The organism is Mesorhizobium sp. XAP4, from assembly GCF_029269325.1.
GTDB lineage: Bacteria > Pseudomonadota > Alphaproteobacteria > Rhizobiales > Rhizobiaceae > Mesorhizobium > Mesorhizobium ciceri.
The window spans coordinates 130835-156909 of sequence record NZ_JARIXW010000002.1; the positions used below are offsets into that span (position 1 = coordinate 130835).

A 26075-nucleotide genomic window follows, 5' to 3' on the forward strand; every position below is an offset into this window, starting at 1 on the left:
CAATGAGCGCCGAACAAACCGACGCGCCGCGTGCGGTCATCGTCATTTCCAGCCATGTCGCGCGTGGCTCGGTCGGCAACCGTGCCGCCGTCTTTGCGCTGGAGACCCTGGGTTTCCCGGTCTGGGCGGTGCCGACCGTCATCTTGCCCTGGCATCCCGGCCATGGGCGCGCGACGCGCATCGTGCCGCCGCTCGACGAGTTCAAGGCTCTGATGGCCGATCTCGAGCGGGCGCCATGGCTGGGTGAGGTCGGCGCCGTGCTGTCCGGCTATCTCGGCCAGGCGGGCCAGGCCGAGGCCGTCGCCTCGCTGGTCGCCGCGGTCAAGGCAAGGACGCCCGGCGCCGTCTATATATGCGATCCGGTGATGGGTGATTCGGGCGGCCTCTATGTGCCCGAGCCAACCGCCATCGCCATGCGCGACCGGCTGATGCCGATCGCCGACATAGCCACCCCTAACCGCTACGAACTGGAATGGATGGCCGGCGCCGCGTTGCCAGACATGAAATCGGTGATCGCGGCGGCGCTGCATGCCGGGCCATCGACCATGCTGGTCACCTCGGCGCCGTCGATGATGACGGGCGGCACCGGCAACCTCCTGCTCGATAGCAGCCAGGCGCTGCTCGCCGAACACCGCCTGATCGACAAGCCGCCGAATGGCCTGGGCGATCTGACGGCGGCCGTCTACCTGGCACGTATCCTGTCCGGCCAGCCACCGATCAAGGCGCTGCAATCGACGACGGCGGCGGTCTACGAGATCCTGGCACGCACCGCCAAGCGCGGCGGCGACGAACTGCAGCTAGAAACCGATGCGCAGAGCCTGTCGCATCCGATGGCGATGGTCCAGCTTCGCCACCTCACACATCCAGGGCGGGGCCGCCGGGCGTGACATCGACTGAGGCCGTACTTGTCGGCGTCGATGGCTGCAAGGCCGGCTGGATCGCCGTCCGACGAACTTTTGGCATGGCACCGTCGGTCGGTGTCTTTGCAACCTTCACTGCCCTGCTCGCATCCCTTCCCGAAGACGCTGTCATCGCCGTCGACATGCCGATCGGCCTGCCCGGCTTTTCGGGCAAGGGCGGGCGCGGCCCCGAAGCCCTGGTGCGGCCGCTGCTCGGGGCACGCCAGTCCAGTGTCTTCTCGATCCCGTCCCGTGCCGCGCTCTATGCCGACACCAACGGCTTCACCACCATCGAAGCCTGGTATGCCGCGCACATCAGGGCAAGCGCGGTGGCCCTGACCACATCCGATCCGCCGCGCGGCGTCTCGATCCAGGCGTTCGGCATTTTTGCCAAGATCCGCGAGATCGACGCCCTGCTGATCGCGCGGCCCGATTTGCGCGGCCGCGTGTTCGAATCCCATCCGGAAGTCGCTTTCTGCCGCTTGAACGGCGATCAAGCCATGCAACTGCCGAAGAAGATCAAGGGCAGCATCAATCCGGCCGGCATGGCGGAACGCAAGGCGCTGCTCTGCCGGCTCGGCTATGATAAGGGCTTTCTCGACCAGCCGCCGCCCCGCGGTGCCGCCGCTGATGACTTCCTCGACGCAGCCGCGATGACGCTGATCGCCGGTCGCATCGCCAGCGGCGAGGCGCGGCCGTTTCCCGACCCGCCGGGCCGCGATAGCTTTGGCATTCCCGTCGCCATCTGGGCGTGACGCTGTTGGCCACGGTTGCGCTGGATGCATGGCATTTCTAGCCAGCCCTCATAATTCTGCATTGCTCGCGACCGGCTTTTGCCGCTAGAGCCTCTCTAGACCGCAACGAGCTGCCGCATCCAACTCGGAAAGGCTCCAGACGCCGCCCATGTCCCATCTCCCTGAACATCTTCTCGCCGGCTATCGCAATTTCATGAATGGCCGCTATCTCACCGAGAGCGGGCGCTATCGCGATCTCGCTCGCGAAGGCCAGGCGCCGGAGACGATGATCGTCGCCTGCTGCGATTCGCGTTCGGCGCCCGAGGCGATCTTCGACGCTGGGCCGGGCGAACTCTTCGTGCTGCGCAATGTCGGCAATCTGGTGCCGCCCTATGCACCCGACGGCGAGTTCCATTCGACCTCGGCGGCGCTTGAATTCGCCGTACAGAGCCTCAAGGTCAAGAACATCGTCGTCATGGGCCATGGCCGCTGCGGCGGCATCCGGGCGGCGCTCGACAGCAATTCCGCGCCGCTGTCGCCGGGCGACTTCATCGGCAAGTGGATGAGCCTGATCGCGCCGGCGGCCGAAACCGTCTCCTCCAGCACCTTCATGACCGCCTCGGAGCGCCAGACCGCGCTGGAGCGCATCTCGATCCGCTATTCCATCGCCAACCTCAGAACCTTTCCCTGCGTCTCGATTCTCGAAGGCAAGGGACGGCTGTCGCTGCATGGGGCCTGGTTCGATATCTCGACCGGCGAACTCTGGACGATGAACAAGGAGACTGGCGATTTCGAACGGCCGGAACTGGGATGAACGCGGCGGCGCGCAAGCTGGTGAACATCAGGTCGGTCGCTTTTGCGGCGGCCGCACTGCTGCTGGCGATTATTGCCGCCCGCGCCGATGATCGTGCCCTCATCAGCCGCTGGTATTCGGCGCTGCTGGTCGCCGACCGCACGGAACTGTCCGACCTGCTCGCCGACGATGTCCGCATCAAGCTGGACGACCTCGGCATCGTGCAAAGCAAGCAGGAATTCATCGCTTCGATCGACGAATGGAAAGGTGCCGTTGCCGGTGCTGCGATCCGGCACCGGATCGAGAAAAGCGAAGGCGGCGTCACCACGGTGGTCGCCTGCTACGATTTCCCCAACAACGACATGCTGATGCAGGAAACTTTCGCGGTCACCGACAACCGCATCACCGCCAGTTCACAAGCGGCGATCGCCGAAAACTGCGACGGCTTTTGAGGGCGATATCGGCCAAATCCGCATATTGCGGGTCCGCCGGCCGCGCCCTACATCGGGTACGACCCGCCTGCCTGCCCCACCAACGAAAGACTGTCCATGCCTTCCACGAAAGCCGTCGACCTCGCCGCCCATCCGCTGACCGCGTGGCAGGGGCCGCTCGGCCTGCCCGATTTCACGCGCATTGGCGACGGCGACTTCTCCCCGGTCTTCGACGCGGCGCTGAAGGCGCACGAGGCCGAGATCGAGGCGATCGCCGGCAACAAGGATGCGCCGACCGTCGAGAACACGCTTGCCGCGCTGGAACTCGGCGGCGAAGCGCTCGATCGTGTCTCGTCGATCTTCTGGTGCCGCGCCGGCGCCTACACCAATGAGACGATCCAGGCGCTGGAGCGCGACATCTCGCCGAAAATGTCCAGGCATTTCTCGGCGATTTCAATGAATGAGCGGCTGTTTGCCCGCATCGACGATCTCTACCAGCGCCGTGAGAGCCTGAAGCTCGACGCCGAGACCTTGCGGGTGCTGGAAAAGACCTGGAAGGGCTTCGTCCGTTCCGGCGCCAAGCTCGACGCCGACGGCAAGAAGCGGCTGGCAAGCATCAGCGAGGAATTGTCCTCGCTCGGCACAGCTTTCGGCCAGAATGTTCTGGCCGACGAGCGCGACTGGGCGCTGTTCCTCGATGAAGCCGACCTTGCCGGCCTGCCGGACTTCGTGAAAAGCTCCATGGCCGAGGCCGCCGAAATGCGTGGCCAGAAGGGCCGCTATGCCGTCACTCTGTCGCGCTCGATCTATGAGCCGTTCTCGACCTTCTCCGAACGCCGCGATCTGCGCGAGATCGCCTTCCGCGCCTTCACCATGCGCGGGCAGAATGGCGGCGCCACCGACAACACGAACGTGGTGCGCGACATGCTGCGCCTGCGGGCCGAAAAGGCAAAGCTGCTCGGCTACGCCTCTTTCGCCGCGCTGAAGCTCGACGACACCATGGCCAAGACGCCGAAGGCCGTGCACGCGCTGCTCGATCCGGTGTGGGAGAAGGGGCTTGAGAAGGCAGCAAGCGACCAGATCGAATTGCAGCGCCTGGCCACCGCAGCCGGCAGCAACGAAAAATTCGCTGCCTGGGACTGGCGCTTCTACCAGGAGAAGCTGCGCGCGGAGAAATTCGCCTTCGACGAGGCGGAACTGAAACCTTATCTGCAGCTCGACCGGATCATCGACGCTTGCTTCGACGTGGCGACACGGCTGTTCGGCATCACCTTCGAAGAGAAAAAGGGCATCGCGGCCTGGCATCCGGACGCCCGCGTCTTCGTGGTGAAGAATGCCGACGGCAGCGAGCGCGGCCTGTTCCTGGCCGACTATTTCGCCCGGCCGTCAAAGCGATCCGGCGCCTGGATGAGCGCGTTGCAATCCGGCTATAGGCTCGGCCACGGTGCAAGCCCGGTCATCTACAACATCATGAACTTCGCCAAGCCGCCGGTGGGCGAGCCGGCTCTGCTGTCGGTCGACGAGGCGAAGACGCTGTTCCACGAGTTCGGCCATGCGCTGCACGGCATGCTGACCGACGTCACCTGGCCCTCGGTTTCGGGCACTTCGGTCAGCCGTGATTTCGTCGAATTGCCCTCGCAGCTCTACGAGCACTGGCTGACCGTGCCGGCAGTGCTGGAGAAGCACGCGCTGCACGTCAAGACCGGCAAGCCGATGCCCAAGGCGCTGCTCGACAAGATGCTGGCCGCGCGCACCTTCGGCGCCGGCTTCGCCACGGTCGAATTCACCGCCTCCGCCTTGATGGACATGGCCTATCACGCGCGGGCGGATGCGCCTGAAGCGCCGCTTCGTTTCGAAGCCGAAACGCTTGCAGAACTGCATATGCCGGACACCATAGCCATGCGTCACCGCACGCCGCATTTCGGCCACGTCTTTTCCGGCGAAGGCTATTCGGCCGGCTACTATTCCTACATGTGGTCGGAAGTGCTCGATGCCGATGCTTTTGCCGCCTTCGAGGAAACCGGCGACCCCTTCAACCCGGCGCTCGCCGAGCGGCTGCGCAAGAACATCTACGCCGCCGGCGGCTCGAAGGATCCGGAAGAACTCTACACCGCATTTCGCGGCAAGATGCCGTCGCCGGAAGCGATGATGGCCAAGCGCGGGCTGGCGTGATTGGCTTTCCCTTCCCCCCCTTGTGGGGGAAGGTGGATCGGCGCGTAGCGCCGAGACGGATGAGGGGTGTTCCAGGAAATGCCAACGCCTCACTCCGCTGGAACACCCCTCATCCGACCTCGCTTCGCGAGGCCACCTCCTCCCACAAGGAGAGAAGGGAGAACCCTACACTTTCCAAGGATCCGTCACCCTCGGCCACACCGGCCTTGTCAGCTTCTTGTAATCGGTCACCGCCGGATTGCTGGGATACGAACTCGGCGCCGAGACATAGATGATCTCGGCGGCGATCGGCTCGAAGCCGGCGTAGAAATGATTGGTCGACTTGATCAGCAGCATGTCCTTGGCTAGCGGATCGACGCCGATGTTGGAAAAGATATCCGGCTCGAAGGTCTGCGTGCGGTTGGTGTTGAGGATGATGTCGACCTCGGTGCCTTCGAGGCGGACCAGCGCCGTCGGCCCAAGCGTCACCCGGCTTGGCCCGAAACTCTGCCAGCCCTCCGCAACCGCCTTCAGCACGCGCACGCGCGCATCGATCGGCTCGCCGGCTTGCGGCCCGGCCTTGCCGCCGAAGCGCAGGTCGATGACTGCGCCCTCGCCCGCCGCCAGGCAGAAGGTGACCGCGATCGGATCCCAGATGGTCGCGACGGCGAACCTGTCCAGGCCACGCGCCAGCATCTGGCGCAGCACGAAGGTGCCGTCGCCGGGCACACCGCCGCCGGGATTGTCCCAGATATCGGCGATGACCACCGGCTTGCCCGGATTTTCTGTGCGCACGGCCAGCGCCCGATCGATGCCGTCGGCAGCACTCAGCATCGTCATCGCGGTCTTTTCGCGCAGCGCGTAGAGTTCCCGCCCGAGCCGTTCCGCCAGCGCGTCGCCCTGGGCCTTGTCATTGTCGGTGACGACCAGGATGCGCGTGCCCATCTCGGGCACATCGGCCGCCATGAAGCCGTGGATGACGGAGACCGACAGCACGCCGTCCTTGCCGTGCAGCGCCTTGATGCGATCGACGAAGGACCGCATCGGCTCGCGGCTGGTCGGCAGCACCTGGATCATGCGGCAGTCGAAGGTCGAAATGACAGGGTTGATCTCACCACGCACTGCTGCCAGGCCAAGCTCGACGACATGTTCGCCGCGCTCGTAGAAATCGGTGTGCGGAAATTCGAGGAAATAGGCGAGAATGTCGGAGGCCGCGACGCGCTTCGGTGTCAGATGGCTGTGCGGATCGAGTTCCACGGCGATCACCACCTCCGGCCCGACCATTGCGCGAACCCGTTCGAGCAGATCGCCTTCGCAATCGTCATAGCCTTGCGCCACCATGGCGCCATGCAGGCCGAGGATGACAGCATCGACCGGCAGCGCCGCCTTGAGCTGGCCCAGAATCTCGTCGCGCAGAGCCTCATAGGTCTGCCGCTGCACCAGCCCGCCCGGCTCCGCCCAGGTGGCGGTGCCTTCGATGACGTCGAGGCCTTCGGCTACCGCACGCCGGCGTAGCGCCACCATCGGCGAGGAGCACAGCGTCGGCGTTTCCGGATGCTTGCCGGGCCCGGCATAGAAGGCCATCTCGAACGAAGCCCTATCGGTCGGCACCGGCGAGAAGGTGTTGGTTTCCGTCGCCAGCGAGGCGGTGAAAATGCGCATGAAAGCTCCGTCCGTGAATAGGCGCTATTTGACCGCCCCGAGCGCCAGGCCTCTGACGAGGTAGCGCTGCAGCCAGATGAACAGGATGGCCACCGGCAAGGTCGCCAGCAGCGTCGCGGCCATGACGTGATGCCATTCGATGGTGTAGCGGCCGGCGACCAGCGAAAACACCTGGATCGGCAGTGTGTAGCTTTCCTGGCTGCGCAGCATGGTGAGCGCCACGACGAACTCGTTCCAGGCGTTGATGAAGGTGAAGATCGCCGTCACCGCGATCGCCGGCAGGCAGAGCGGCAGGAACACCTTGCGCAAGGTCAGCCAGCGGCCGGCGCCCTCCATCCAGGCGGCTTCCTCGAGATCGCGGGGGATGGTGTCGAAATAGCTCTGCAGCATCCACACCGTGAAGGCGACGTTGAAGGCCATGTAGATGAAGCCGAGCGCCGTCGTGCTCTCGACCAGGCCCCAGGCGGCCATCAGCCGGAACAGGCCGAGCACCAGCACGATCGGCGAGATCATCTGCGAAATCAGCAGGAACTGTCGCAAGGCGCCGTAGCCGGCAAAGCGGAAGCGCGACATCGCATAGGCCGCCGGAACCGAGATCAGGATGGCGCCGACGGTGGCGATCACAGACACGTAGAGCGAATTGAGCAACGCCTGGCCGAAGCCGGTCGCCACCCACATGTCGGAAAAATTCGACCAGCGGAATTCGCTCGGCCACCAGGTCGGCGACAGCACTTCCTGTCTCGGCTTGACTGCGGTCAGGAACATCACCGCGAAGGGAAAGAGCGTCACCACGATCAGCGGCGCCAGCAGCAGCCAGGCGATGATCGAACGCTTGAGCTTGCTCGTCATGCGCGTTGCTCCCGCATCGCCAGCCGCACATAGATCATGGTGAAGACCAGCAAGATGGCGAACATCACCAGCGACACCGCCGATGCTTCGCCCAGCTTGCCGATGCGGAAGGCCAGCTTGTAGAGATGGGTGACCAGGATATCGGTCGAGTTGGCCGGCCCGCCCTGCGTCATCACCCAGATGATCGGGAAGGAATTGAAGACGTAGATGGTGTTGAGCACGATGGCGATGTTGATGAACGGTTTCAGGAGCGGAAAGGTAATTTCGCGGAACTGCTGCAGCGGCGTCGCCCCTTCAAGCGCCGCCGCCTCGTAGAGATCGTCCGGGATCGACGACAGCCCGCCGAGGAAGATCGTCGTCGTGAACGGCACCGTCACCAGGATGCCGATCAGCACTTGCATCGGAAAGGCGGTTTCGGCACTCGCCAGCCACTGGATGTTGTGATCGATGAGGCCGAGGCCGATCAGCGCCGAATTGAGCATGCCACTTTCGCCGCTCAGCGCCCAGCGCCAGACCACCGCAGTCATGGTCAGCGACACCGCCCAGGGCAGCATGATGATGACGCGGGCAATGCCGCGGCCATAGAAATCGGTGTTGAGGATCATCGCCACCGGGATCGACAAGAGAAGCGCGCCGCCGACCACCATCACCGTCCATTGGCCGGTGCGCCAAAGCGCGGCCGTGAAATCGGGATCGGCAGCGAGTGCCGCGAAATTGGCGAAGTCGTTGAAGTCACGAAGCTGGCCGAAGCGGCTGACGTCATGCGTCGAGATCTGGATCAGGTCCCAGACCGGCCAGAAGATGACCACCGCCGCCAGAAACAGGCTGGGCAAGGTCAGGAGATAGGGCAAGAAACGATTTTGCATCGGCTGGCTTTGTACCGCGTTGCGGGGAGATTGGATTTCGCTGGCTTAACAGATTGACTTGGTCCGGCCTCATTCTTCTCAGGGCACCGCTTCAGGATTCCTTGCAACCGTCGGCGCTGCCCTCACCTGCTCGTCCGTTCTCCGCAGCAGTTGCGGAAGGGCCCCTTTCCTCTCGCCCGTCGATCGGGGGAGAGGTGTCGAGCGAAGCTCGACGGAGTGGGGGTCGACCCCTTGGGCGCAAGGCGAGGCTTGCGCCTGGTGCTCTTCCTATATCCGTTCGCGGTGGCTGCCAGGTGGTTCCCCCACTCCGTCTCGGCTTCGCCGAGCCACCTCTCCCCCCTCCGGTGGGAGAGGAAAGGAGCCTGGCTGGGCGGCGTTGACATCGACGAACTATCTTTCTGCTCGAGGCTGCAAGATGTGGCGCGCCCCGCCTGAATCTGGGGCGCGCCACGGGCGCAGGGAGATACGCCCTATTCCTTCAGCACTGCCCCTACTTCTTCAGCACCGCATTGGCCTTGGCCGCCGCGTCCTTCAGGCCTGCCTCGGGGTCGCCGCCGAGATAGATCTTCTGCATGGCGTCCGACGTGATCTGGGCGACCTCTTCCCAGCCCGGGATGACCGGCGCGAAGCGGGCGTCGGGCAGCAGAGCGGTGAACGCGGCCAGATCGGCATTGTTGACGTAGTAGTCCATCTTGGCCTCTTCCTTGTTCACCGGCAGGAAGCCTTCGCCCTGTGTGAACTTGGCACGCTGCTCCGTGGTGAACAGGAAATCGAGCAGCTTCCAGGCCTCGTCCTTGTTCTTGGAGTTCTTGAACATGATGATGGAATCGGTGACGCCATAGGTGCCGCGCGCGCCGGTCGGTCCGGCGGGAATGGCCGCAACGCCGTATTTCAGGTTCGGCGCCTCGTCCTTGATCTGGTTGGACAGGAAGGGTGCGGTGATCATCATGCCGACCTTGCCCTGCTTGAACAGGTTCTGCACGTCCTCGCGGTTGTTGGAGGTGACGCCGGGTTCGGTCAGGCCTTCGTCGATCATCGACTTGTAGAGTTTGGCGGCTTCAAGCGCGCCGGGCGTGCTCAGGCCCGAAGTGCCGTCCTTGTTGAGGATTTCCGTGCCGTAGGACCACATCGCATAGTAGTAATAGACGTCGGTCTCGATCTCCTTGCCCTGCAGGCCGAAGCCGAACGTGCCCGACCCCAGAGCCTTGATCTTGCGCGCATCTTCCTGCAGCTCGGTCCAGTTTGCCGGTGGCTTGGCGATGCCGGCCTTCTCGAACAGCTCCTTGTTGTAATACATGGCGCGCGCCGAGGCAGCGATCGGCAGGCCGTAGGTCTTGCCATCCATGATCGAGGGCGACAGGAAGGTGTCGATGAAGCGGTCCTTGAAGTCGGGCTTGATGTAGCCGTCGAGCGGTTCGGCGACATCCTGCTGGACGAAGTCGATCAGCCAGCGCGTGCCGATGATCGACAGATCGGCATTGGTGCCGGCGGTGATGTCGGTGGTCAGCTTCTGCAGCAGCACATCCCACGGCACCACTTCGAACTTGACCGTGATGCCGGGGTTCGCCGCCTCGAATTCCTTCTTGACGCTGTCGAAATAAGGGCCAGTCTTGGCGCTGTACTCGGCCACGGTGACCCGCACCTCGCCCGCATCCGCCTGCGCCGCAATTGCCAGCATGCTCATTCCGGCCATCAGGCCGACAGTCCATTTTGCAAGACTCATTTGAACTCTCCCATTTTGATTTTTGCGCCTGCGCGCCTCTTCGTTACCCAAGCAGAAGATTTATGTGACTTTCCTACATTATCGGGGATTGGAAGGCTTGCAAGCAGATTATTCTGTTGCTTAATTACATTTTGTGGACTAGGCCTGATCCGACCTGTCGAAGATCCCGGAGGATGACGCACGGTGGTTTCGCAAACGGAACTCGAAGGCAGGGCCGAATTCGAGGGCAAGACTGTCGTTGTGACGGGTGCGGGCGGCGGCCTCGGCACGGCCATCGTGGCGCTGATGGCGCAAAGGGGCGCCAGGGTCGTAGGCTGCGACCAGTCGAGCGAGGCGTTGAAGAGCCCGTATTTTGCCGCCCGCCACGTCTTCGATCTTCTCGACAAGGCGTCGATAGCCACGGCGATCGCCGCCATCCTCGACCGGGACGGTGTGCCCGACATTCTCATCAACAATGCCGGCTGGACGCGCGCCGAGACGCTCCCCGCGCTCAACCCCGACAGGATTGAGCAGGAACTCGACCTCAACCTGACCGGCGTGATGAATTTCGCCGATCCGCTGGTCAAGGCGATGGCCAGCCGTGGCTCCGGCAGCGTCGTCTTCATCTCCTCGGTCAACGCCATCGCGCATTTCGGCAATCCCGCCTATGCCGCGGCCAAGGCCGGCATCAACGCCTATGCCAAGGCGATCGCCGTCGAGCTCGGCCGCAGCGGCCTGCGCGCCAATGTCGTCTGCCCCGGATCGATCCGCACCGCCGCCTGGGACCACCGCCTTGCCAAGGATCCCGAAATCCTCGGCAAATTGCAGCGGCTCTATCCGCTCGGTCGCATCGTCAACGCTGCGGAAGTGGCGGAAGCCGTCGCTTTCCTTGCGTCCGATCGCGCATCGGGAGTAACAGGCGTGGTGATGCCCGTGGACGCGGGACTGACCGCCGGTTGCCTGCCCTTCATCGACGACATATTGAGAGCGTGAGCATGACCGACGTCGAGTTCCGCGACCTGTCGAAATCCTTCGGGCAGCACAAGATCCTCGAGAACATCAGCCTCGATATCAAGAGCGGCGAGTTCGTCGTCCTGGTCGGGCCGTCCGGCTGCGGCAAGTCGACCTTGCTGCGCATGCTCGCCGGCCTGGAGACGATCACTTCCGGCGATCTGTTGATCGGCGGCGTGCGCGCCAACGCGCTGCCGCCGCAGCAGCGCAACATCGCCATGGTGTTCCAGTCCTATGCGCTGTTTCCGCATCTGAAGGCATCAGACAATATCGGTTTCGGCCCGAAGATACGCGGCGAGACGCGCACGGTAATCGATGAGAAGGTCAAGAAGGCGTCCGGGGTCCTCAATCTCTTCTCCTATCTCGACCGCTATCCCCGCCAGCTGTCGGGCGGCCAGCGCCAGCGCGTCGCCATGGGCCGCGCCATCGTGCGCGAACCGTCTGTGTTCCTGTTTGACGAACCGCTGTCCAATCTCGACGCACAATTGCGCGTGCAGATGCGCGTCGAGATCAAGGCGCTGCACCAGCGGCTGAAGTCGACGATCGTCTACGTCACCCACGACCAGATCGAGGCTATGACCATGGCCGACCGCATCGTCGTGATGGATCGCGGCAGGATCCAGCAGGTCGGGGCGCCGCTGGAGCTCTATGACAGGCCGGCCAACAAGTTCGTCGCCTCCTTCCTCGGCTCGCCGTCGATGAGTTTCGTCTCTGGTTCGCTCAAGACGACGCTTGAGAAAACCTGGTTCGAATCGGCCGGTGGCGGGCGGCTGGCGCTTGCCGGCAAACAGGTGCCGGCGGACAGCGCGGTGGAGGCCGGCATCCGGCCCGAGCATTTTGTCATCGGCGAGGCTGTCGACGCGATGGCGATCAGGGTGGATGTCGTCGAGCCCACCGGCTCCGAAACACATGTCTATGGCGCTATCGGTGCTGATACGGTACGCGCCGTGTTCCGTGACAGGGTGCCGGTCAGGCCGGGAGACCTGCTGCCGGTCTCGGTCGATCCCGGCAACATCCATCTGTTCGACAAGGCGACGGGCCTGCCTCTATGAAAATATCAGCATGAAGACGCCGGCCGACATCATCACGCGCCTGCAGCTGATGTCGCAGGACGGAACGAAGTCGGATCGCAAGCTGGCCGGCTTCGTGCTGGCAGACCTCGACTTCGTTTCCAAGGCGGCGATTTCGGAAATTGCCGCGCGCGTCGGTGTCAGCGAGCCGACGGTGACGCGGTTCTGCCGTAACCTCGGCTGCGAGGGCCTGCGCGACTTCAAATTCTATCTGGCGCAAGCCATCGCCATCGGCGGCCAGTATCTGTCGCCGGAGCCGTTGAGCCGCGATGCCCGCGAACAGCGCATCGCTTCCGCCATCACCGAAGCGGCGATATCGGCCATCCAGCGCGCCAGCGAAAACCTCGACATGACGACGCTGGTCGCCGTCGCCGCACGCATCGCGGTTTCCGGCAATGTGCTGTGCATCGGCTCCGGTGGCATTTCGTCGATGATGGCGACCGAAATGCAGAACCGGCTGTTCAGGCTCGGCGTGTCGGTGCTGGCGCAAATCGACGGACAGTTGCAACGCATGTACGCCGCCGTCGCCACCCCCGACACCACGCTGATCGCCTTCTCCGTCTCCGGCTATGCACGATCGGTCATCGATGCGGTGCAGGTCGCCCAGCAATATGGCGCCACGACGATCGCCATCACCCCGCCGGACTCCGCGCTCGCCAAGGTCGCCGACACGGTCATCCATTTCCAGTCGCTGGAAGACGGCAATATCTATAAGCCGACATCGTCGCGCTATGCGCTGCTGTCGATCGTCGACATGATCGTCACCTCGGTCGCCGAGACGCGCGGACCAAGGGTTCTGGAAAATCTGCGCCGCATCAAGCAGAGCGTCAACACGTTGAAAGTTGACGATCCGCGTTTGCCGCTGGGGGATTGACCCTCCGGCAAGGACATCAGGCCTGATGCCCGAGCGCCTCGATGCTTTTCGCCAACGTCTCCGGATCGCCTTCAATGCGCACGGTCTTCAGCCGCGCCGTGCCGCCGGCGACAACCGAGACGGCGGACCCCGGCACGCCAATCGCCTTGGCAATCAGCTTTTCGAGCGCATGATTGGCGGCGCCGTTTTCCGGCACGGCGCGGACGCGCGCTTTCAGATGGCTTCGCTCGTCCGCCGTGGTCTCGATGCCTTCGAGCCTGTCCAGCGCAGCCTTCGGCGTCAGCCGGACAAACAGCTCGACGCCATCATCGCGCAGGCGAAACGGCGCGCTCATACGATCATCGGCCTCACAGGACCAGAGGCGCCACACTGGTCAATATGAACTGCCGCAGGAAGAACAGGATCAGAAGCAGGATGATCGGCGAGATGTCGATGCCGCCAAGGTCCGGCATGAAACGGCGGATCGGCCGCAACGCCGGTTCGGTCAGCCGATAGAGCATGTTGCCGATGGAACCGACGAACTGATTGCGCGAGTTGACGACGTTGAAGGCGTAAAGCCAGGAAAAGATCGCCGATGCGATAATGATCCACCAGTAGAGGTCGAGCGCCATGACGATTGTCTGAATGAGGGCGAGCATGCCGGTCTCCAATTGTTGCCGACATGTAGCCATTGCACGCGAAACCGGCAAGGGCCGCCTGCCACGGTGCGCCGGTACGGCTGCCAGGCCACTGGATTTCGGCAAACCTCCGCCTTGACAGGAAACCGCGGCGCCCGATAAATGCGCCCATCCGCTGGACGGGGCTGTAGCTCAGCTGGGAGAGCGCGTCGTTCGCAATGACGAGGTCAGGAGTTCGATCCTCCTCAGCTCCACCAGCGGATTAATTCCTCGCTCTCCGCGCCATCTGCAGTCCGCGACGCTCGTCCGGGCTTGCCTCCACGGTTGGCATTTGCCGCGCCGGCGTGCCTAAAAGGCCGCGCGCCGCGCCGCCTGTTTTCGCAATCTCCGGCAAGACTTTTGTCAATTGGACTTATGGCGGAAGCGCTCGTCGATTGTTTCCGTTTTTTTTGCAAACCGCCCCACTAAATTGACGTTACCAAATCAGTTTTTTCTGTGCGTTGTGGCCAAGGCGTTTCGGCGGGGGCGACCGGAGACGCTATATGGATTTCGAGTCGAAATGAAAAATCCGCCTGCGGAAGCAAAGACGTGTCAATTCGCGAGAATCTCGCTGCAAACCTTAGACGGCTGTGCAAGGACCATGCCTCCGTAAGCGCGGTATGCCGTGAGCTGCACATCAATCGCACCCAGTTCGAACGCTACCTGCAAGGGCAGACCGTTCCCAACAAGGCCACAGCCAAGCTGATATGCGATTACTTTCGGATCGACGAGGCGGAACTGTACCAGGATCCCGGCACACCCGAGCCAGTGATGCGCGGCCTGCCGCCGGTGTCCGAGAGCCTGTTCAACCAGATGATCCGCCCTCCCAGCCCTTCGATCGCGGGCGGCACCTATTTCACCTATTTCTCGATCCCGGGCCGCCTCGACCTCCTGGTGCGCTCGGTGACCTTCGTGCGGCGCGAAGCCGAACTGGTCACCTTTCGACGGGTCACCGGGTGGTCGGAGCGCCGGGGATCGACCTGGGCACGAGCGCGCGGCAATCACTATGGCGTGGCGATCTCGCGGCTGAACTGGATTTATTTCAGCGGCATCAATCGCCGCCAGACCGGAGAGCCGTCGCTGATCTCCGTGCAATGGGCTCCCATCTCCGAACCGGTGCTGATGGGCAAGGCCATGCTTCTGACGGAGGCCGGCCCGGCATTCGTGTCCGTCATCATGCGGCGCGACATTGCCAACATCCACGCAAGGGATGCCATCAGCATGGCGCATGTCATCAGTCTCGACGATCCGGGCGTCGACCAACTGGTTGTCAGCCTCACCCGGGACGGGTTAGGCTAATCCCTCGGATCGCCGTGTCTTACGCCAATTAAGAATAAGCGTACGCCGATAAAGCGTACGCCAACGATTGTCTACTCTGTATCTGAATAAAATCGATATTTTACACTTTGGTACCAAGAAAGATAATCCACGCATCCGCCTTCGACTCGTGGTTTTACTATAATTTTAACAAACCATTAACTCTTCCGACCTTACCTTTCTTCGCGCGGATCCCGTTCCGGGGGTCCTTCAACGGATCCCAGATTGGGGTCAGGAAAGGGATAAAAATGGCCAAGAAAGTGACCAATACTCCGAAGCTGACGATTGCCGCCGGCACGCAGACCGTCTTCTTTTCGCAGGGCATGCACTACAACAAGCGCTGAAGCCGTTCTGCGCCGACGAGCGGTTCGCTTGTCGGCGCCTCGGCTCCGCAGATGGCATCCAGCTTCATGAAAATGCGCTCTTCGAAAACGCTTGTTTTCTACCCTGGCCCGAACAAGGTCACGGCATGCAACTTCCTGACCAGAAGCGTATTTGAATGCAGCCCTGATATGGTCGGCCTTCTCGCATCGTGGGACAAATGGGCATCGACGGCGGACATTGCCCGCGCCCATGGCTGGTCGAAGTCCGAGCTGAAAGCTGTCGTTCCCCAGTTGCTCGATTTTTCCGCCCTGGTCACCGCCGGATCGCCTCTCGCCGAGCAGGAGGAACAGTTTTCGGGACAATGGAGTTGGGGGCTTCCGACGGCGCTGATGCATTTCTGCGTCCAGGACAGCGAATACATGACCATCGAGCAAGCGGAAGAGCGGCAGATGGAACGCGCCGGCTATACGCCGCAGCCGGACCTCCTGCTCAAGAATTCCGCCGGCGCCATCCAGCTGCCGAATGCACTGGAAGACAACGAACTTCTTGGCTTGATGGCGCGGCGCCGCACCAACCGCACGGCGGCTCAGCCCACCATCACGGCCAAACAGCTTTCCGATTGCCTGTTCGCCGGGCTCGGCATCATCGGTGAGACCGCCAATTGCGTCGGCACCCTGCCGCTTGGCATGACCCCTTCCGGCGGCGCGCGAAATCCCTATGAGGCCTATGTGGTCGCGCTCGGCGTCGATGGCCTCGAACCCGGTGTCTATCACTATTCCGCCGCCGATCACGACCTTGGCAGGATTTCCGCGAACCATCTGCCGAAGATCTCCGAACTGGTCGGCGGACAGGAGTGGGCTGACGCCATGCCGTGCCTGATCCTGCTTTGCGCCAGGCTCGACCGCACGATGTGGAAATATGAGGACGCCAACGCCTATCGTGTCGTGCTGATCGAGGCCGGCCATATCGGCCAGAACATCATGCTGGCGGCGACCAATCATGGCCTGTCGGCATGCCCGACAGCCGCGCTCAGTCATTCCGCGATCAAGCGGCTGCTTGGTCTCGACAGCCTCACCGACGCACCGATCTATGCCTTGACCCTCTCGACCCCGGAAAGAGATCCCTCCACCGCGGGCCAATCCATCAATTAGTCGACCAACAATGTGTATTCGGCCAGTAACGCGTTCCCAGGGTATAACCAGAGACAGGAGCAGCACGTGCCAAATCAATCCTTACGCCAGTCGGAAATCGATAGTCTTCAATATATTTCGTCGATGACCAATGAGCTCGTGCAAATGGCCGAAGCAAGCCGTTTTCCGATGATCTCCTACCTGCTGGGCATGGCCTATGCAGAGGCCTTCGACGTTCTTCGCGGCGCACGGCCAGCCAGACACGCGCAGCTCAGCGGCAACCCGCTGCACCCCAAGGCGCAGGCAAAAGACAATCGCGCCGCCCAGCCACGGAGAGCCTAACGAGATGCAATCGTCAGCATGCGCGGTGGCCGGCTCGACCTCGCGGCCAAACCGCTGGGAGACGCTGTGCGCATTGCAAAGCCTGCTGCCGCTCCTGAAGAAAGCCGCGACGGACCTGCGCCGCGCCGACATGGTCTACTGGTTCGAGCAGGCAGATGCCGAGGTCGCCAACATCATCAGGGGCCACCCCTCCGATGCAACCGCAATCCCGGCCCTGATTGCATCCTGCCCGCAGGACCGGCATCCGGTCGCGCTAGCTTGATGCATGTCGCCCGCCAAAACGCCACGCGCTCATTGGCGCCGCTGAAAATGCTCTGCTCACCAGTTTTTCAATTTCAGACCGGAACCTATTGCGCGTCTGGAATGCCAAGGGGGACCTGCACATGAACATGATAGCCAACATCAGAAGCGTCGATGCCAGGGAAAGCATTTTCAGCCGGCTCGACGTCTTGATCATCAGGCGGCCGCCATCGCCTGACGCCGCGCGAATCGAGGCCCGCCAACTCGTCTCGATGGCGATTGCCGACAGCTGCCAGGCCGACAGTCTCTGGGGTACAGTGGACGCCTTCCACGCCCATTTCGACTTCATGATGCAGACCATCGAAATCAACGGCGCCGATGCCCCGGGCCTCGGGCTGTTGCGCACGAAATGCCGTTTCTATCTCGAACAGGTCGAGGCCCTGAGCCTGTCGCTGGCCTACTGACAGGCCGCTTCGATCAAATTCGATCCTAGTTGCGCAGGCTGAACACGAACGGCGCTGTACGGCTCAGACGCGAACCGAGTTCCGGCGGCGGTGCCGGCACCGTGGCGCCTTGCAGCACGGCGAGCGCCGCACGGTCCAGATCCGCATCCCCTGAGGAACGAGAGAGCCTGGCAGACAGGACCCGGCCGGACGAGTCGACCGTGAAGGCGACATACGGCCTGCCTTCCGCGCCTCGGGCCTTGGCAGAACTGGGATAGCGCGTGTGCCGCTTGATCCAGGCACCCAGACGGGAGTCCCATTTGCTGGAGTCGCCGGAGCGCGACGTCGATTCCGCTGCCTTCGGCGCGGCGGTCCTGGCCGCGGGCCGTGCGTCGGCGCTGGCGACGGTTGCCGTCTTCGGCGGAGCCGCCTTCTCCTTCTTAAGCCGCGGCTTGGGCTTCTCGACAGGTTTTTTCGCCTTGGCCTCGACCGGTTTCTTGTCTTTGACAATTTCGACCGGTTTCGGCTGCGGCAAGGGAATGACGACGTCTGGCGTGACAGCCTCGACAACATCCGGGATGACCTCATCCGGCGGCGGCTGATCGGCCTGTTCAGCCGTTTCGGTCCGGTTGGGTTCGGCCTCGTCGGGCGCGACCGCTTCCGGCGGCTCGACAACCGGCTCCGCCTTTTCGACCGGTTCTTCAGGTGTCGGCTCGGTCGTCGGTGTCGGTTCGGTCTGATCTGGCGTCACCGCGTCCAGCGCGGCGACCTGTTCTTGTACGGCCGGCATCACCACCATCGGCGCCATCTCGATCACCTGGGCCGGTGGCGGACCGCCGTCCGCTTCGGTGACCATGGTGAGATTCTGCACTGCATAGGCGACCGCGACATGGGCTCCGAGGACCAGCGCGGCAGCACCGGCCCACAAGCCAAGGTCGCGCCAGCCGAAGCGCGACATCTGGACCGAGGGCACGGCGACCGCTTGCGTCATGGCGCCGCCGCACCGGTGGCTGTGGGCGCGGGGGCATTGGACGCGGGAGCCGTCTCCAGGCCGACCAGCGCGATCTTCAGATAGCCGGCGCCGCGCAACAGGTTCATCGCCTCCATCAGGTCGCCATAGGCGACCGCCTTGTCGGCGCGCAGGAAGATGCGCGTCTGCTTGTCACCCTTGGTCTTGGCGTCCAGCGTCGCGGCGAAAGCCGGGCGTGGCACGCCGTCATTGCCGATCGCCAGCGTCAGATCGTCCTTCAGCGTCAGGAACAGCGGTGTCTCGGGCCTCGGCGCGGGCGTTGCGGTCGAACCCGGCAGGTCGACATTGACATCCACCGTGGCCAGCGGTGCCGCGACCATGAAGATGATCAACAGCACCAGGATGACATCGATGAACGGGGTGACGTTGATCTCGTGGCTTTCCTCGAGATCGTCATCCATGGTCTGTCGGATTCTGCTTCCCATGGCGCTACTCCGCTGCCAGTGGCGCGGCCGGCGCGACGGTGCGGAAGTCGAGGTCGCGGCTGACCAGTCGTTCGACCCCTGCCGAGGCATCGGCGAGGATCTGCCGATAGCCGGCTATCGAGCGGGCGAAGACGTTGTAGATGACGACGGCCGGTATGGCCGCGACCAGGCCCATCGCGGTGGCCAGCAGCGCTTCGGCGATGCCCGGCGCGACCACGGCGAGATTGGTGGTCTGCGCCTGCGAGATGCCGATGAAGGCGTTCATGATGCCCCAGACCGTGCCGAACAGGCCGACGAAGGGCGCGGTCGAGCCGATCGTCGCCAGCACGCCGGTGCCGCGTGACATGCGCCGCGCCGCCGCCGCCTCGATGCGCGACAGGCGCGACGTAACCCGTTCCTTGAGGCCATCGCCTGAGACATGATCGAGGGCGCCGGCTGAGAGTGCGGTCTCCTCCTCGGCCGCCCGCACCAGCAGCGCGCCCGGGCCGCCGCTGCGGTCGAGGGTACTGCTGGCCTGCTTCAGCGTGGCGGCCTTGCCGATCGCCCGCACGGCGCGACGGATGCGCAGCTTGCCGCCGAAAAGCTCCAGCGACTTGGCCAGCCATATCGTCCAGGTGACGAGGGAGGCAAAGGCCAGCCCGATCATCACCGCCTTGACGACGATATCGGCCGCCATGAACATGCCCCATGGCGACAGGTCATGCGGCAAGGTCAATTCCATCGCCGTCGAAGGTCCGGCCTCGGCTGGCGCGGCCGTGTTCGGCTGGGTGCCCGGCTGCGAAGGCGCCATCCTGGCCGGCGGAGCGACTGCCGGTGCGGCGGGCGCCGGCGCAATCGGCGCTGGGGCCGTGGGAGCAGCCGGGGTGGGGGCATCAATCGCCGGCGCGGCACCGGCCGGTTGCTCCTGGGCCATCGCGCTGCCGGCCGACAGGATGACGGATGCGACCAACGCCGCCAACAAACCAGTTCTCGACAACAGCTTCTTCCTTGTTCTCACAGCGGCCAGCCGCCTTCTATTTCCCGCCGCCGCACCAGATCTCGTCACTGCACATAGCCGACAGGCTGGCCGGTGACGGGGTGCGCGAACACGCCCATCTCCACGCCGAAAATGCCTTTCAGCACATCGCTGCGCATGATCTCGCCTGGTGTGCCGCGCGTCAGCAGCTTGCCGTCCTTGAGCGCGATCAGCTCGTCGCAGTAGCGCGCCGCCATGTTGGGATCGTGCAGCACGACGACGACGCACAGGTCGCGTTTGCGGCTGAGCTCCTTGACCAGCCCGAGCACCTCGACCTGATGGGCGATGTCGAGTGCCGAGATCGGCTCGTCGAGCAGCATGACGCCGGCGTTCTGCGCCACCAGCATGGCGAGCCAGGCGCGCTGGCGCTCGCCGCCCGACAATTCGTCCACCAGCCGGTCGGCAAAACCTTCCATGTCGGTCAGGGCCAGCGCCTCCTCGACATGCTGCCTGTCCTGCGCGCGGAAACGGCCAAGCGCGCCGTGCCAGGGATAGCGTCCCAACGTCGCCAGTTCGCGCACGGTCAGGCCGGTCGCCGCCGGTGTCGTCTGCGGCAGATAGGCAAGCGCGCGGGCAAATTCGCGGGCGCCCCATTGCGGCAGCGGACGCTTGGCGAAAGTGATGGCGCCTGAACTCGCCGGCTGCTGGCGCGCCATGAGCTTGATCAGCGTCGACTTGCCCGAACCATTGTGGCCGATCAGCCCGTAGACGCGCGAGCGCTCCAGTTCGAGCGAGACCGGACCGAGCAGCGTCCGCTCGCCGACGGCAAAGCGCACCGCGTCGATATGGAAGGCAGTCTGGGCATCAATTCCAGCCATGCTCATGGCTTTTCTCCAGTGCGGCCGCCCGCATTTCCAGATTCCGGCTTTCGACGGCTCATGCCCGGTTGACTATGAAACATGACCTTACTAGTCAACATTGAAGATGACTGCAACGATCAACAAATCGTCGCGACCGGCAATATCGACATGAAATTTGGAAAAGGGGGCGCAGGATGATCTCGGGACGTGGACTGATTTGGCAGGACCGGATGGCGCGAAAGCGCCTGCTGATCGCAGCGGTGTCGGTGCCGGCCCTGCTTGGCTGCGGCCATGCCCTGGCCCAGGAGACGGTCACCACCACCCTGGACCCGATCAACGTCCAGGAACGTGTCGAAAGCGCCTTCGGGCCGGTCAAGGGCTACGTGGCCACCAAGGGCTCCACCGGCACCAAGACCGACACGCCGCTGATCGAGACGCCCCAGTCGATATCGGTGATCACCAAGGACCAGATGGAAGCACAGGCGATCGACAACCTCGGCGGCGTTCTGCGCTACACGCCCGGCGCCACCGGCGATCTCTACGGCACCGACAATCGCGGCCTCGGCCTGCAGTTGCGCGGCATTTCGAACGCCAACGGCGTCTTCTACAGGGACGGGCTACAGCTCAAGGAGAGCAATTTCACCCTGTTCACCGCACTCGATTCCTATGGCGCGGAACGCTACGAGGTGCTGCGCGGACCAGCGTCGGTGCTCTACGGCCAGGCTAGCCCCGGCGGCATCATCAACTATGTCAGCAAGCGGCCGACCGAGGAAAACCTGCGCGAGATCGAACTCGGTGGCGGCAGCTTCAATCGCTATGAAGGCAAGTTCGATTTCAGCGGTGCCGTGAACGCCGACAAGTCGCTGCTGTTTCGCCTCACCGGTGCCGCTCACATGGGCGACACGCAGACCGATTTCGTCAAGGACGACCGCATCTTCATCGCCCCGGCGATCACCTGGCAGCCCGATGCCGACACCAGCCTGACCATCCTCGCCAACTATCAGCGCGACCGCTCGGGATGGGCGATGCAGTACCTGCCTGCTTACGGCACGGTCGTACCGGGCAAGGACGGCAAGTACCTGCCGAACAGCATGTTCGTCGGCGAACCCGGCTTCGACTCCTACAACAACGACCAGGCCTCGATCGGCTACGAATTCGATCACCGTTTCAACGAAACCTGGCAGGTGCGACAGCATGCCCGCTACGTCCACCTCACTCACACCGAGGAGGGCGTCTTTGGTGGCGGACTGACGGACTCGAACGGCCTGGAACCTTCAAGCGGCGACTACTACCGTTACGCAGATGCCGGCGGCACCAAACTCAGCGGCGTCACCATCGACAACCAGGCACAAGCCGATTTCGACACCGGGCCGCTTGCCCACACGCTGCTCGTCGGCCTCGACTACAAACGCTACACTTACCGCGACTATGCCTCGGAAGGGACCGTCGAGGACGGTTTCAACATCTTCGATCCGGTTTACGGGTACCCGATCACCGATCTGACGCCCTACACCGATACCGACACCACCCAGCAGCAGGTCGGTCTCTATGCCCAGGACCAGGTCAAGTTCGGCAACTGGCGGCTGACCCTTGGCGGCCGCCAGGATTGGTCGGACGCCAAGGTCTACGACAATCTGGCCGGCGGCTACATTCCCGAGCAGAAGGACAACGCCTTCACCAGCCGCGCCGGCCTGGTCTATCTCGCAGACAACGGCCTGGCACCCTATGTCAGCTATTCCGAATCGTTCCAGCCGGTGGCCGGCGCCGACAGCGACGGCAATCTGTTCGTGCCCGAGACCGGCAGGCAGTACGAGATCGGGCTGAAATACCAGCCGACTGGCTGGAATTCCTTCATTACGGCATCGGTTTTCGACCTGACCCGACAGAATGTCGTGCGTTCCGGTAATGAGGGCTCGCCCAACGATCTGTTCCAGACCGGTGAGATCCGTTCGCGCGGCGTGGAATTCGAGGCCGTTGCCAGCCTCGATTCCGGCTTCGACCTGAGAGCGGCCTACACCTATCTCGACACGAAGATCACCAGGGCGACCGCTGTCGAAGACGTCAACGGCGTCTGGGTCAGCAACGAGGGCAACACGCCCTTCGGCGTGCCGGCCCATTCCGCATCGCTTTGGGCCAATTACACCTTCATGAGCGGCAAGCTCGAAGGTCTCGGCCTGGGCGCCGGTGTCCGCTATGTCGGCTCGACCTATGGCGACGACGCCAACAGCTTCAAGGTTCCGTCGGTCGTGCTCGCCGACGCGGCGGTGCATTACGCCTGGCAGAACGCCACGCTCAGCCTCAATGCCAGCAATCTGTTCGACAAACGCTACGTCGCCTCCTGCTTCTCCTCGGGCTTCGGCTGCTTCTACGGCGAGGGCCGCAGGATCAACGGTTCGGTGAAATACACATGGTAGAAGCAATGTGGCGGGCCGGCCCAAAATGGCGGCGCTGACACGGCGCCAGTATCTTGCCGGCCTCGCCGCGACCGGTCTCGCTTTGCCGGGCGGCACGGCACGCGCGGCACCTGCCCGCGTCGTCTGCCTGGAATGGACATCGGCCGAAATGGTGGTCTCGCTCGGCGTGTCGCCGCTCGCCGTCGGCGACACCAGGGGTTATGGCGACTGGGTCCAGGGCCCGGCGCTGCCGCAGGCCACCATCGACCTGGGGTCGCGCAGCGAGCCCAATCTCGAACTGCTTCGGGAATTGCGGCCCGACCTGATCGTCGGCGCCTATGGCTATGGCTTGGACGAGAACAGCTTCACCAGATTGGCGCCGACCTTCAATGTGCCGTTCTACAGCGGCAAGGCTCCACCTTACGCGCAGGCGCAGCAGGTGACGCTGCAGCTTGGCAACATGCTTGGCCGTGGGACGGAAGCAGAAAACCTTGTCGGGCGCACCGAAGCCTCGATCGCCCAAGCGCGTGCCAGGCTGGAGCGGGCGGTGCAAAAACCGGTCTGCGTCGTCAGCATGTTCGACGATCGCCATGTCCGCGTCTACGGCGCCGGCAGCCTGCTGCAGGACGTCCTCGACCGGCTCGGCCTCGTCAATGCCTGGACCGGCGCCACCAATGAATGGGGTTTTTCGACGGTCGGCATCGAGGAACTGGTCGCCGTCGGCGAGGCGCGACTGATCTCGCTCGATCCGATCCCGCCGCACGTCAGGATCAGGATCGCCCGCAACTCGCTCTGGGCCAATCTGCCCTGCGTCCGGAACGGCCAGGTGCGGACCATTCCGCCGGTCTGGCCGTTCGGCGGTCTCACTGCTGTCGGGCGTTTCGCCGAATTCGTGGCAGCGGCATGATCGCTCAGGCAATGTCCCTGCCGCGACAGCGCGACGGCATCGGCGCGCTCATCCTGCTGGTGGCCGTGCCCGCGGGTCTGGCGCTGGTGCTGAGCGTCATCGATCTCATCCACCTTCTGCCGGCGCACCTGTGGTGGCAGGCGCTCACCGCCCCCGACACATCCGATCCAGTGCAGTTGCTGTATCGCTATGCTTTCCTGCCACGTGTCGCCGTCAGCGTGCTGGCCGGCGCGGCGCTCGGTCTCGCCGGTGTCGTCATGCAGCATGTGCTGCGCAACCCGCTGGCCGAGCCGACCACGATCGGCACCAATGCCGGAGCAAGCCTCGCTTTGGCGGCCGCCACCCTCTACGCACCATGGCTGCTGGAAGGCGGCCGTGAAGGGGTGGCGCTGGCTGGCGGCGCTCTCGCCACATCAGCCGTTTTCGCACTGGCGCGCGGGCGCAGCTTTTCGCCAGTGTCGATCATCATCGCCGGCCTCGTCGTCAGCCTCAGTTTCGGTTCGGCCGGCGCGCTGCTGATGGCGCTCAACCGCGAATACACCGAGGAGCTGTTCATCTGGCAGAGCGGCTCGCTGGTGCAGAATGGCGATGCGGCCGTCGTTGCTCTGGCGCCGTGGCTGCTGGCCGGCATCTGCGCCGCGTTCCTGCTCTGGCGGCCGCTACGCCTGCTCGATCTCAGCGACGACGGCGCGGCATCGCTCGGCACCCGCCCGGCCGTCATCCGCCTTGCCGGCATGGCTGTCGCCGTCTCGCTTGGCGCGTTGGTCGTCGCCGAGGTCGGCGTCATCGGGTTCGTGGCGCTCGCTGCCCCGGCGCTGGCGCGGCTGGCCGGAGCGCGCACGCTTGGCCGCCGCCTGGTCTGGTCGCCGCTGGTCGGCGGCGCCCTGCTCTGGTTCACCGACCGTCTGGTGCAGCATCTGCCGTTCGCCGGCGAAATCCCCGCCGGCACCGCGACCGCTTTGCTCGGCGCGCCGCTGCTGCTGTTCCTGTTGCCGCGAATGCGAACCACCCCCGAAAGGCAGGCCGATATGATGTCGTCCGTACGCCTGCCGACAAACGGCCTGCCGTTGATCGCCGGCCTGCTGGCGCTCATCCTCGCGGTTGTCGTCGCAATGGGCTTTGGCCGTGGCGCAGGCGGTTGGCACTGGATCGCATCCGAGGATTTGACCGAGCTGCTTGCCCTGCGCGCGCCTCGCGTCGTCGTCGCCCTGTCGGCGGGCGTCCTGCTCGCGGTCGCCGGCACGCTGATGCAGCGCATGACCGGCAACCCGATGGCAGCACCCGAAGTGCTCGGCATTTCCGGCGGCGCCTCTTTCGGCGTGCTGGCGCTGCTGTTGCTCAGCGACGGCTTCGACCGCGCGGCAATGCTCGGCGCCGCACTCGCGGGCGCCTTGCTGGCGCTGACGATCGTCGTGCTGGTCGGGCGGCGCAATGCACTGTCGCCGGCGCGGCTGCTGCTTGCCGGCGTCGCCGTGGCGACGGTCGCGTCGGCCTTCGCCGCGCTGCTTCTGGCCAGCGGCGATCCGCGCACGGGCTTCCTGCTCGCCTGGCTATCGGGATCGACCTATCGCGCAACGCCCAATGATGCCTTCACTGCCGCTGCGGTCGCGGTCGCCGTCCTCGCGCTGGCGCCGCTGACGGCGCGCTGGCTCGATATAGTGCCGCTCGGCGAAACTGCCGCGCGTGGCCTTGGCCTGCGGCTTGGACGGGTTCGCGCCATTCTGCTGGCACTTACCGCGCTGGCCACCGCAACCGCGACATTGGTCATCGGCCCGCTGAGCTTCGTCGGCCTGATGGCGCCGCATCTCGCGCGCATGCTCGGCTTCCGCCGTGCCGTGCCGCAGCTTCTGGCCTCGGCCATGACAGGCGGGCTGATCCTCGTTGCCGCCGACTGGGTAGGCCGGACGCTGATCTTTCCCTGGCAGGTGCCGGCCGGGCTCATCGCCGCCTTCGTCGGCGGCCCCTATTTCATGGCGCTGATGTGGAAAGGCAGGCAATGAGTCGGCCCTGG

The 26075-nt window shown here is 64.1% G+C and carries 26 protein-coding genes and 1 tRNA gene; 17 read left to right on the plus strand and 10 right to left on the minus strand.

Features of this window, described 5'->3' with window-relative positions:
- Positions 1–2: 2 nt before the first annotated feature.
- The 5 genes from pdxY (at position 3) to P3C39_RS09535 (ending at position 5029) form a co-directional block, all read left to right on the plus strand.
- Positions 3–887: a pyridoxal kinase PdxY gene (gene pdxY / locus P3C39_RS09515; RefSeq protein WP_275953483.1), complete on the plus strand. Its 885-nt coding sequence runs from the start codon at positions 3–5 to the stop codon at positions 885–887.
- Positions 884–1654, plus strand: a complete 771-nt coding sequence (locus P3C39_RS09520; RefSeq protein WP_013528989.1) for a DUF429 domain-containing protein — start codon at positions 884–886, stop codon at positions 1652–1654. Before pdxY ends, P3C39_RS09520 begins: the two co-directional genes overlap by 4 nt.
- Positions 1655–1802: 148 nt before the next feature.
- Complete coding sequence (locus P3C39_RS09525; RefSeq protein ID WP_027037320.1) at positions 1803–2447, plus strand: carbonic anhydrase; 645 nt, start codon at positions 1803–1805, stop codon at positions 2445–2447.
- Positions 2444–2878, plus strand: coding sequence for a hypothetical protein (locus P3C39_RS09530; protein WP_024504711.1), 435 nt, complete (start codon positions 2444–2446; stop codon positions 2876–2878). The genes P3C39_RS09525 and P3C39_RS09530 overlap by 4 nt, the downstream gene beginning before the upstream one ends.
- A 96-nt stretch (positions 2879–2974) precedes the next feature.
- Positions 2975–5029, plus strand: coding sequence for a M3 family metallopeptidase (locus P3C39_RS09535; RefSeq protein ID WP_275953482.1), 2055 nt, complete (start codon positions 2975–2977; stop codon positions 5027–5029).
- Between the two features lie 165 nt (positions 5030–5194).
- Here the strand turns inward: P3C39_RS09535 and P3C39_RS09540 are convergent, their stop codons facing one another.
- The 4 genes from P3C39_RS09540 to P3C39_RS09555 form a co-directional block, all read right to left on the minus strand.
- Positions 5195–6670, minus strand: coding sequence for a M81 family metallopeptidase (locus P3C39_RS09540; protein WP_275953481.1), 1476 nt, complete (start codon positions 6668–6670; stop codon positions 5195–5197).
- Between the two features lie 24 nt (positions 6671–6694).
- Positions 6695–7519 carry a carbohydrate ABC transporter permease gene (locus P3C39_RS09545; protein ID WP_013528984.1) on the minus strand — a complete coding sequence of 275 codons (825 nt, stop codon included), beginning with the start codon at positions 7517–7519 and terminating at the stop codon, positions 6695–6697.
- Entirely contained in the window at positions 7516–8385 is an 870-nt protein-coding gene (locus P3C39_RS09550) for a sugar ABC transporter permease (protein WP_024504714.1), read from the minus strand. Before P3C39_RS09550 ends, P3C39_RS09545 begins: the two co-directional genes overlap by 4 nt.
- A gap of 490 nt (positions 8386–8875) precedes the next feature.
- Positions 8876–10108 carry a sugar ABC transporter substrate-binding protein gene (locus P3C39_RS09555; protein WP_013528982.1) on the minus strand — a complete coding sequence of 411 codons (1233 nt, stop codon included), beginning with the start codon at positions 10106–10108 and terminating at the stop codon, positions 8876–8878.
- A gap of 183 nt (positions 10109–10291) precedes the next feature.
- Between P3C39_RS09555 and P3C39_RS09560 the strand changes: the two genes are divergently transcribed.
- The 3 genes from P3C39_RS09560 to P3C39_RS09570 are packed head-to-tail and all read left to right on the plus strand — an operon-like array spanning position 10292 to position 13042.
- On the plus strand, positions 10292–11080 hold the full coding sequence (locus P3C39_RS09560) for an SDR family oxidoreductase (protein WP_275953480.1): 789 nt from the start codon (positions 10292–10294) through the stop codon (positions 11078–11080).
- 2 nt (positions 11081–11082) lie between these two features.
- Positions 11083–12150 (plus strand): sn-glycerol-3-phosphate ABC transporter ATP-binding protein UgpC, encoded by a 1068-nt coding sequence (ugpC, locus tag P3C39_RS09565; RefSeq protein ID WP_013528980.1) that lies wholly within the window; start codon positions 11083–11085, stop codon positions 12148–12150.
- Between the two features lie 10 nt (positions 12151–12160).
- Positions 12161–13042, plus strand: a complete 882-nt coding sequence (locus P3C39_RS09570) for a MurR/RpiR family transcriptional regulator (protein WP_013528979.1) — start codon at positions 12161–12163, stop codon at positions 13040–13042.
- 16 nt (positions 13043–13058) lie between these two features.
- Here P3C39_RS09570 and P3C39_RS09575 read toward each other — a convergent pair whose 3' ends face one another.
- Together P3C39_RS09575 and P3C39_RS09580 are read right to left on the minus strand one after the other, a co-directional pair.
- Entirely contained in the window at positions 13059–13376 is a 318-nt protein-coding gene (locus P3C39_RS09575; RefSeq protein WP_013528978.1) for a DUF167 domain-containing protein, read from the minus strand.
- 13 nt (positions 13377–13389) lie between these two features.
- Positions 13390–13680 (minus strand): YggT family protein, encoded by a 291-nt coding sequence (locus P3C39_RS09580; RefSeq protein WP_013528977.1) that lies wholly within the window; start codon positions 13678–13680, stop codon positions 13390–13392.
- A gap of 160 nt (positions 13681–13840) precedes the next feature.
- Between P3C39_RS09580 and P3C39_RS09585 the strand changes: the two genes are divergently transcribed.
- The 6 genes from P3C39_RS09585 to P3C39_RS09610 all read left to right on the plus strand — a co-directional run bounded on the left by P3C39_RS09585 (position 13841) and on the right by P3C39_RS09610 (position 17515).
- A tRNA-Ala gene (locus tag P3C39_RS09585) sits at positions 13841–13916 on the plus strand.
- A 331-nt stretch (positions 13917–14247) separates the two neighbouring features.
- Complete coding sequence (locus P3C39_RS09590; protein ID WP_013528976.1) at positions 14248–14997, plus strand: helix-turn-helix transcriptional regulator; 750 nt, start codon at positions 14248–14250, stop codon at positions 14995–14997.
- A gap of 530 nt (positions 14998–15527) precedes the next feature.
- Positions 15528–16490 (plus strand): SagB/ThcOx family dehydrogenase, encoded by a 963-nt coding sequence (locus P3C39_RS09595; RefSeq protein WP_275953479.1) that lies wholly within the window; start codon positions 15528–15530, stop codon positions 16488–16490.
- Positions 16491–16556: 66 nt separating this feature from the next.
- Positions 16557–16811, plus strand: a complete 255-nt coding sequence (locus P3C39_RS09600) for a hypothetical protein (protein WP_013528973.1) — start codon at positions 16557–16559, stop codon at positions 16809–16811.
- Between the two features lie 4 nt (positions 16812–16815).
- Positions 16816–17073 carry a LuxR family transcriptional regulator gene (locus P3C39_RS09605; protein ID WP_013528972.1) on the plus strand — a complete coding sequence of 86 codons (258 nt, stop codon included), beginning with the start codon at positions 16816–16818 and terminating at the stop codon, positions 17071–17073.
- A 121-nt stretch (positions 17074–17194) separates the two neighbouring features.
- Positions 17195–17515, plus strand: a complete 321-nt coding sequence (locus P3C39_RS09610) for a hypothetical protein (protein ID WP_275953478.1) — start codon at positions 17195–17197, stop codon at positions 17513–17515.
- A gap of 25 nt (positions 17516–17540) precedes the next feature.
- On the opposite strand, the gene P3C39_RS09615 is transcribed toward P3C39_RS09610, so the two are convergent.
- The 4 genes from P3C39_RS09615 to P3C39_RS09630 form a co-directional block, all read right to left on the minus strand.
- Positions 17541–18485, minus strand: coding sequence for an energy transducer TonB (locus P3C39_RS09615; RefSeq protein WP_275953477.1), 945 nt, complete (start codon positions 18483–18485; stop codon positions 17541–17543).
- Positions 18482–18949, minus strand: coding sequence for a TonB system transport protein ExbD (exbD, locus tag P3C39_RS09620; protein WP_013528969.1), 468 nt, complete (start codon positions 18947–18949; stop codon positions 18482–18484). Before exbD ends, P3C39_RS09615 begins: the two co-directional genes overlap by 4 nt.
- Before the next feature lie 4 nt (positions 18950–18953).
- Positions 18954–19925 carry a tonB-system energizer ExbB gene (gene exbB, locus P3C39_RS09625; protein WP_275953476.1) on the minus strand — a complete coding sequence of 324 codons (972 nt, stop codon included), beginning with the start codon at positions 19923–19925 and terminating at the stop codon, positions 18954–18956.
- Between the two features lie 65 nt (positions 19926–19990).
- Positions 19991–20782: an ATP-binding cassette domain-containing protein gene (locus tag P3C39_RS09630; RefSeq protein ID WP_164753497.1), complete on the minus strand. Its 792-nt coding sequence runs from the start codon at positions 20780–20782 to the stop codon at positions 19991–19993.
- A gap of 212 nt (positions 20783–20994) precedes the next feature.
- On the opposite strand from P3C39_RS09630, the gene P3C39_RS09635 reads away from it, so the two are divergent.
- The 3 genes from P3C39_RS09635 to fhuB are packed head-to-tail and all read left to right on the plus strand — an operon-like array spanning position 20995 to position 26064.
- The gene (locus P3C39_RS09635; RefSeq protein ID WP_275953475.1) at positions 20995–23178 is read left to right on the plus strand and encodes a TonB-dependent siderophore receptor; all 2184 of its coding nucleotides are present in this window, start codon (positions 20995–20997) and stop codon (positions 23176–23178) included.
- Positions 23179–23203: 25 nt separating this feature from the next.
- Entirely contained in the window at positions 23204–24064 is an 861-nt protein-coding gene (locus P3C39_RS09640; RefSeq protein WP_275953474.1) for an ABC transporter substrate-binding protein, read from the plus strand.
- Positions 24061–26064 carry a Fe(3+)-hydroxamate ABC transporter permease FhuB gene (gene fhuB / locus P3C39_RS09645; RefSeq protein WP_275953473.1) on the plus strand — a complete coding sequence of 668 codons (2004 nt, stop codon included), beginning with the start codon at positions 24061–24063 and terminating at the stop codon, positions 26062–26064. Before P3C39_RS09640 ends, fhuB begins: the two co-directional genes overlap by 4 nt.
- The last annotated feature ends 11 nt before the right edge of the window (positions 26065–26075 follow it).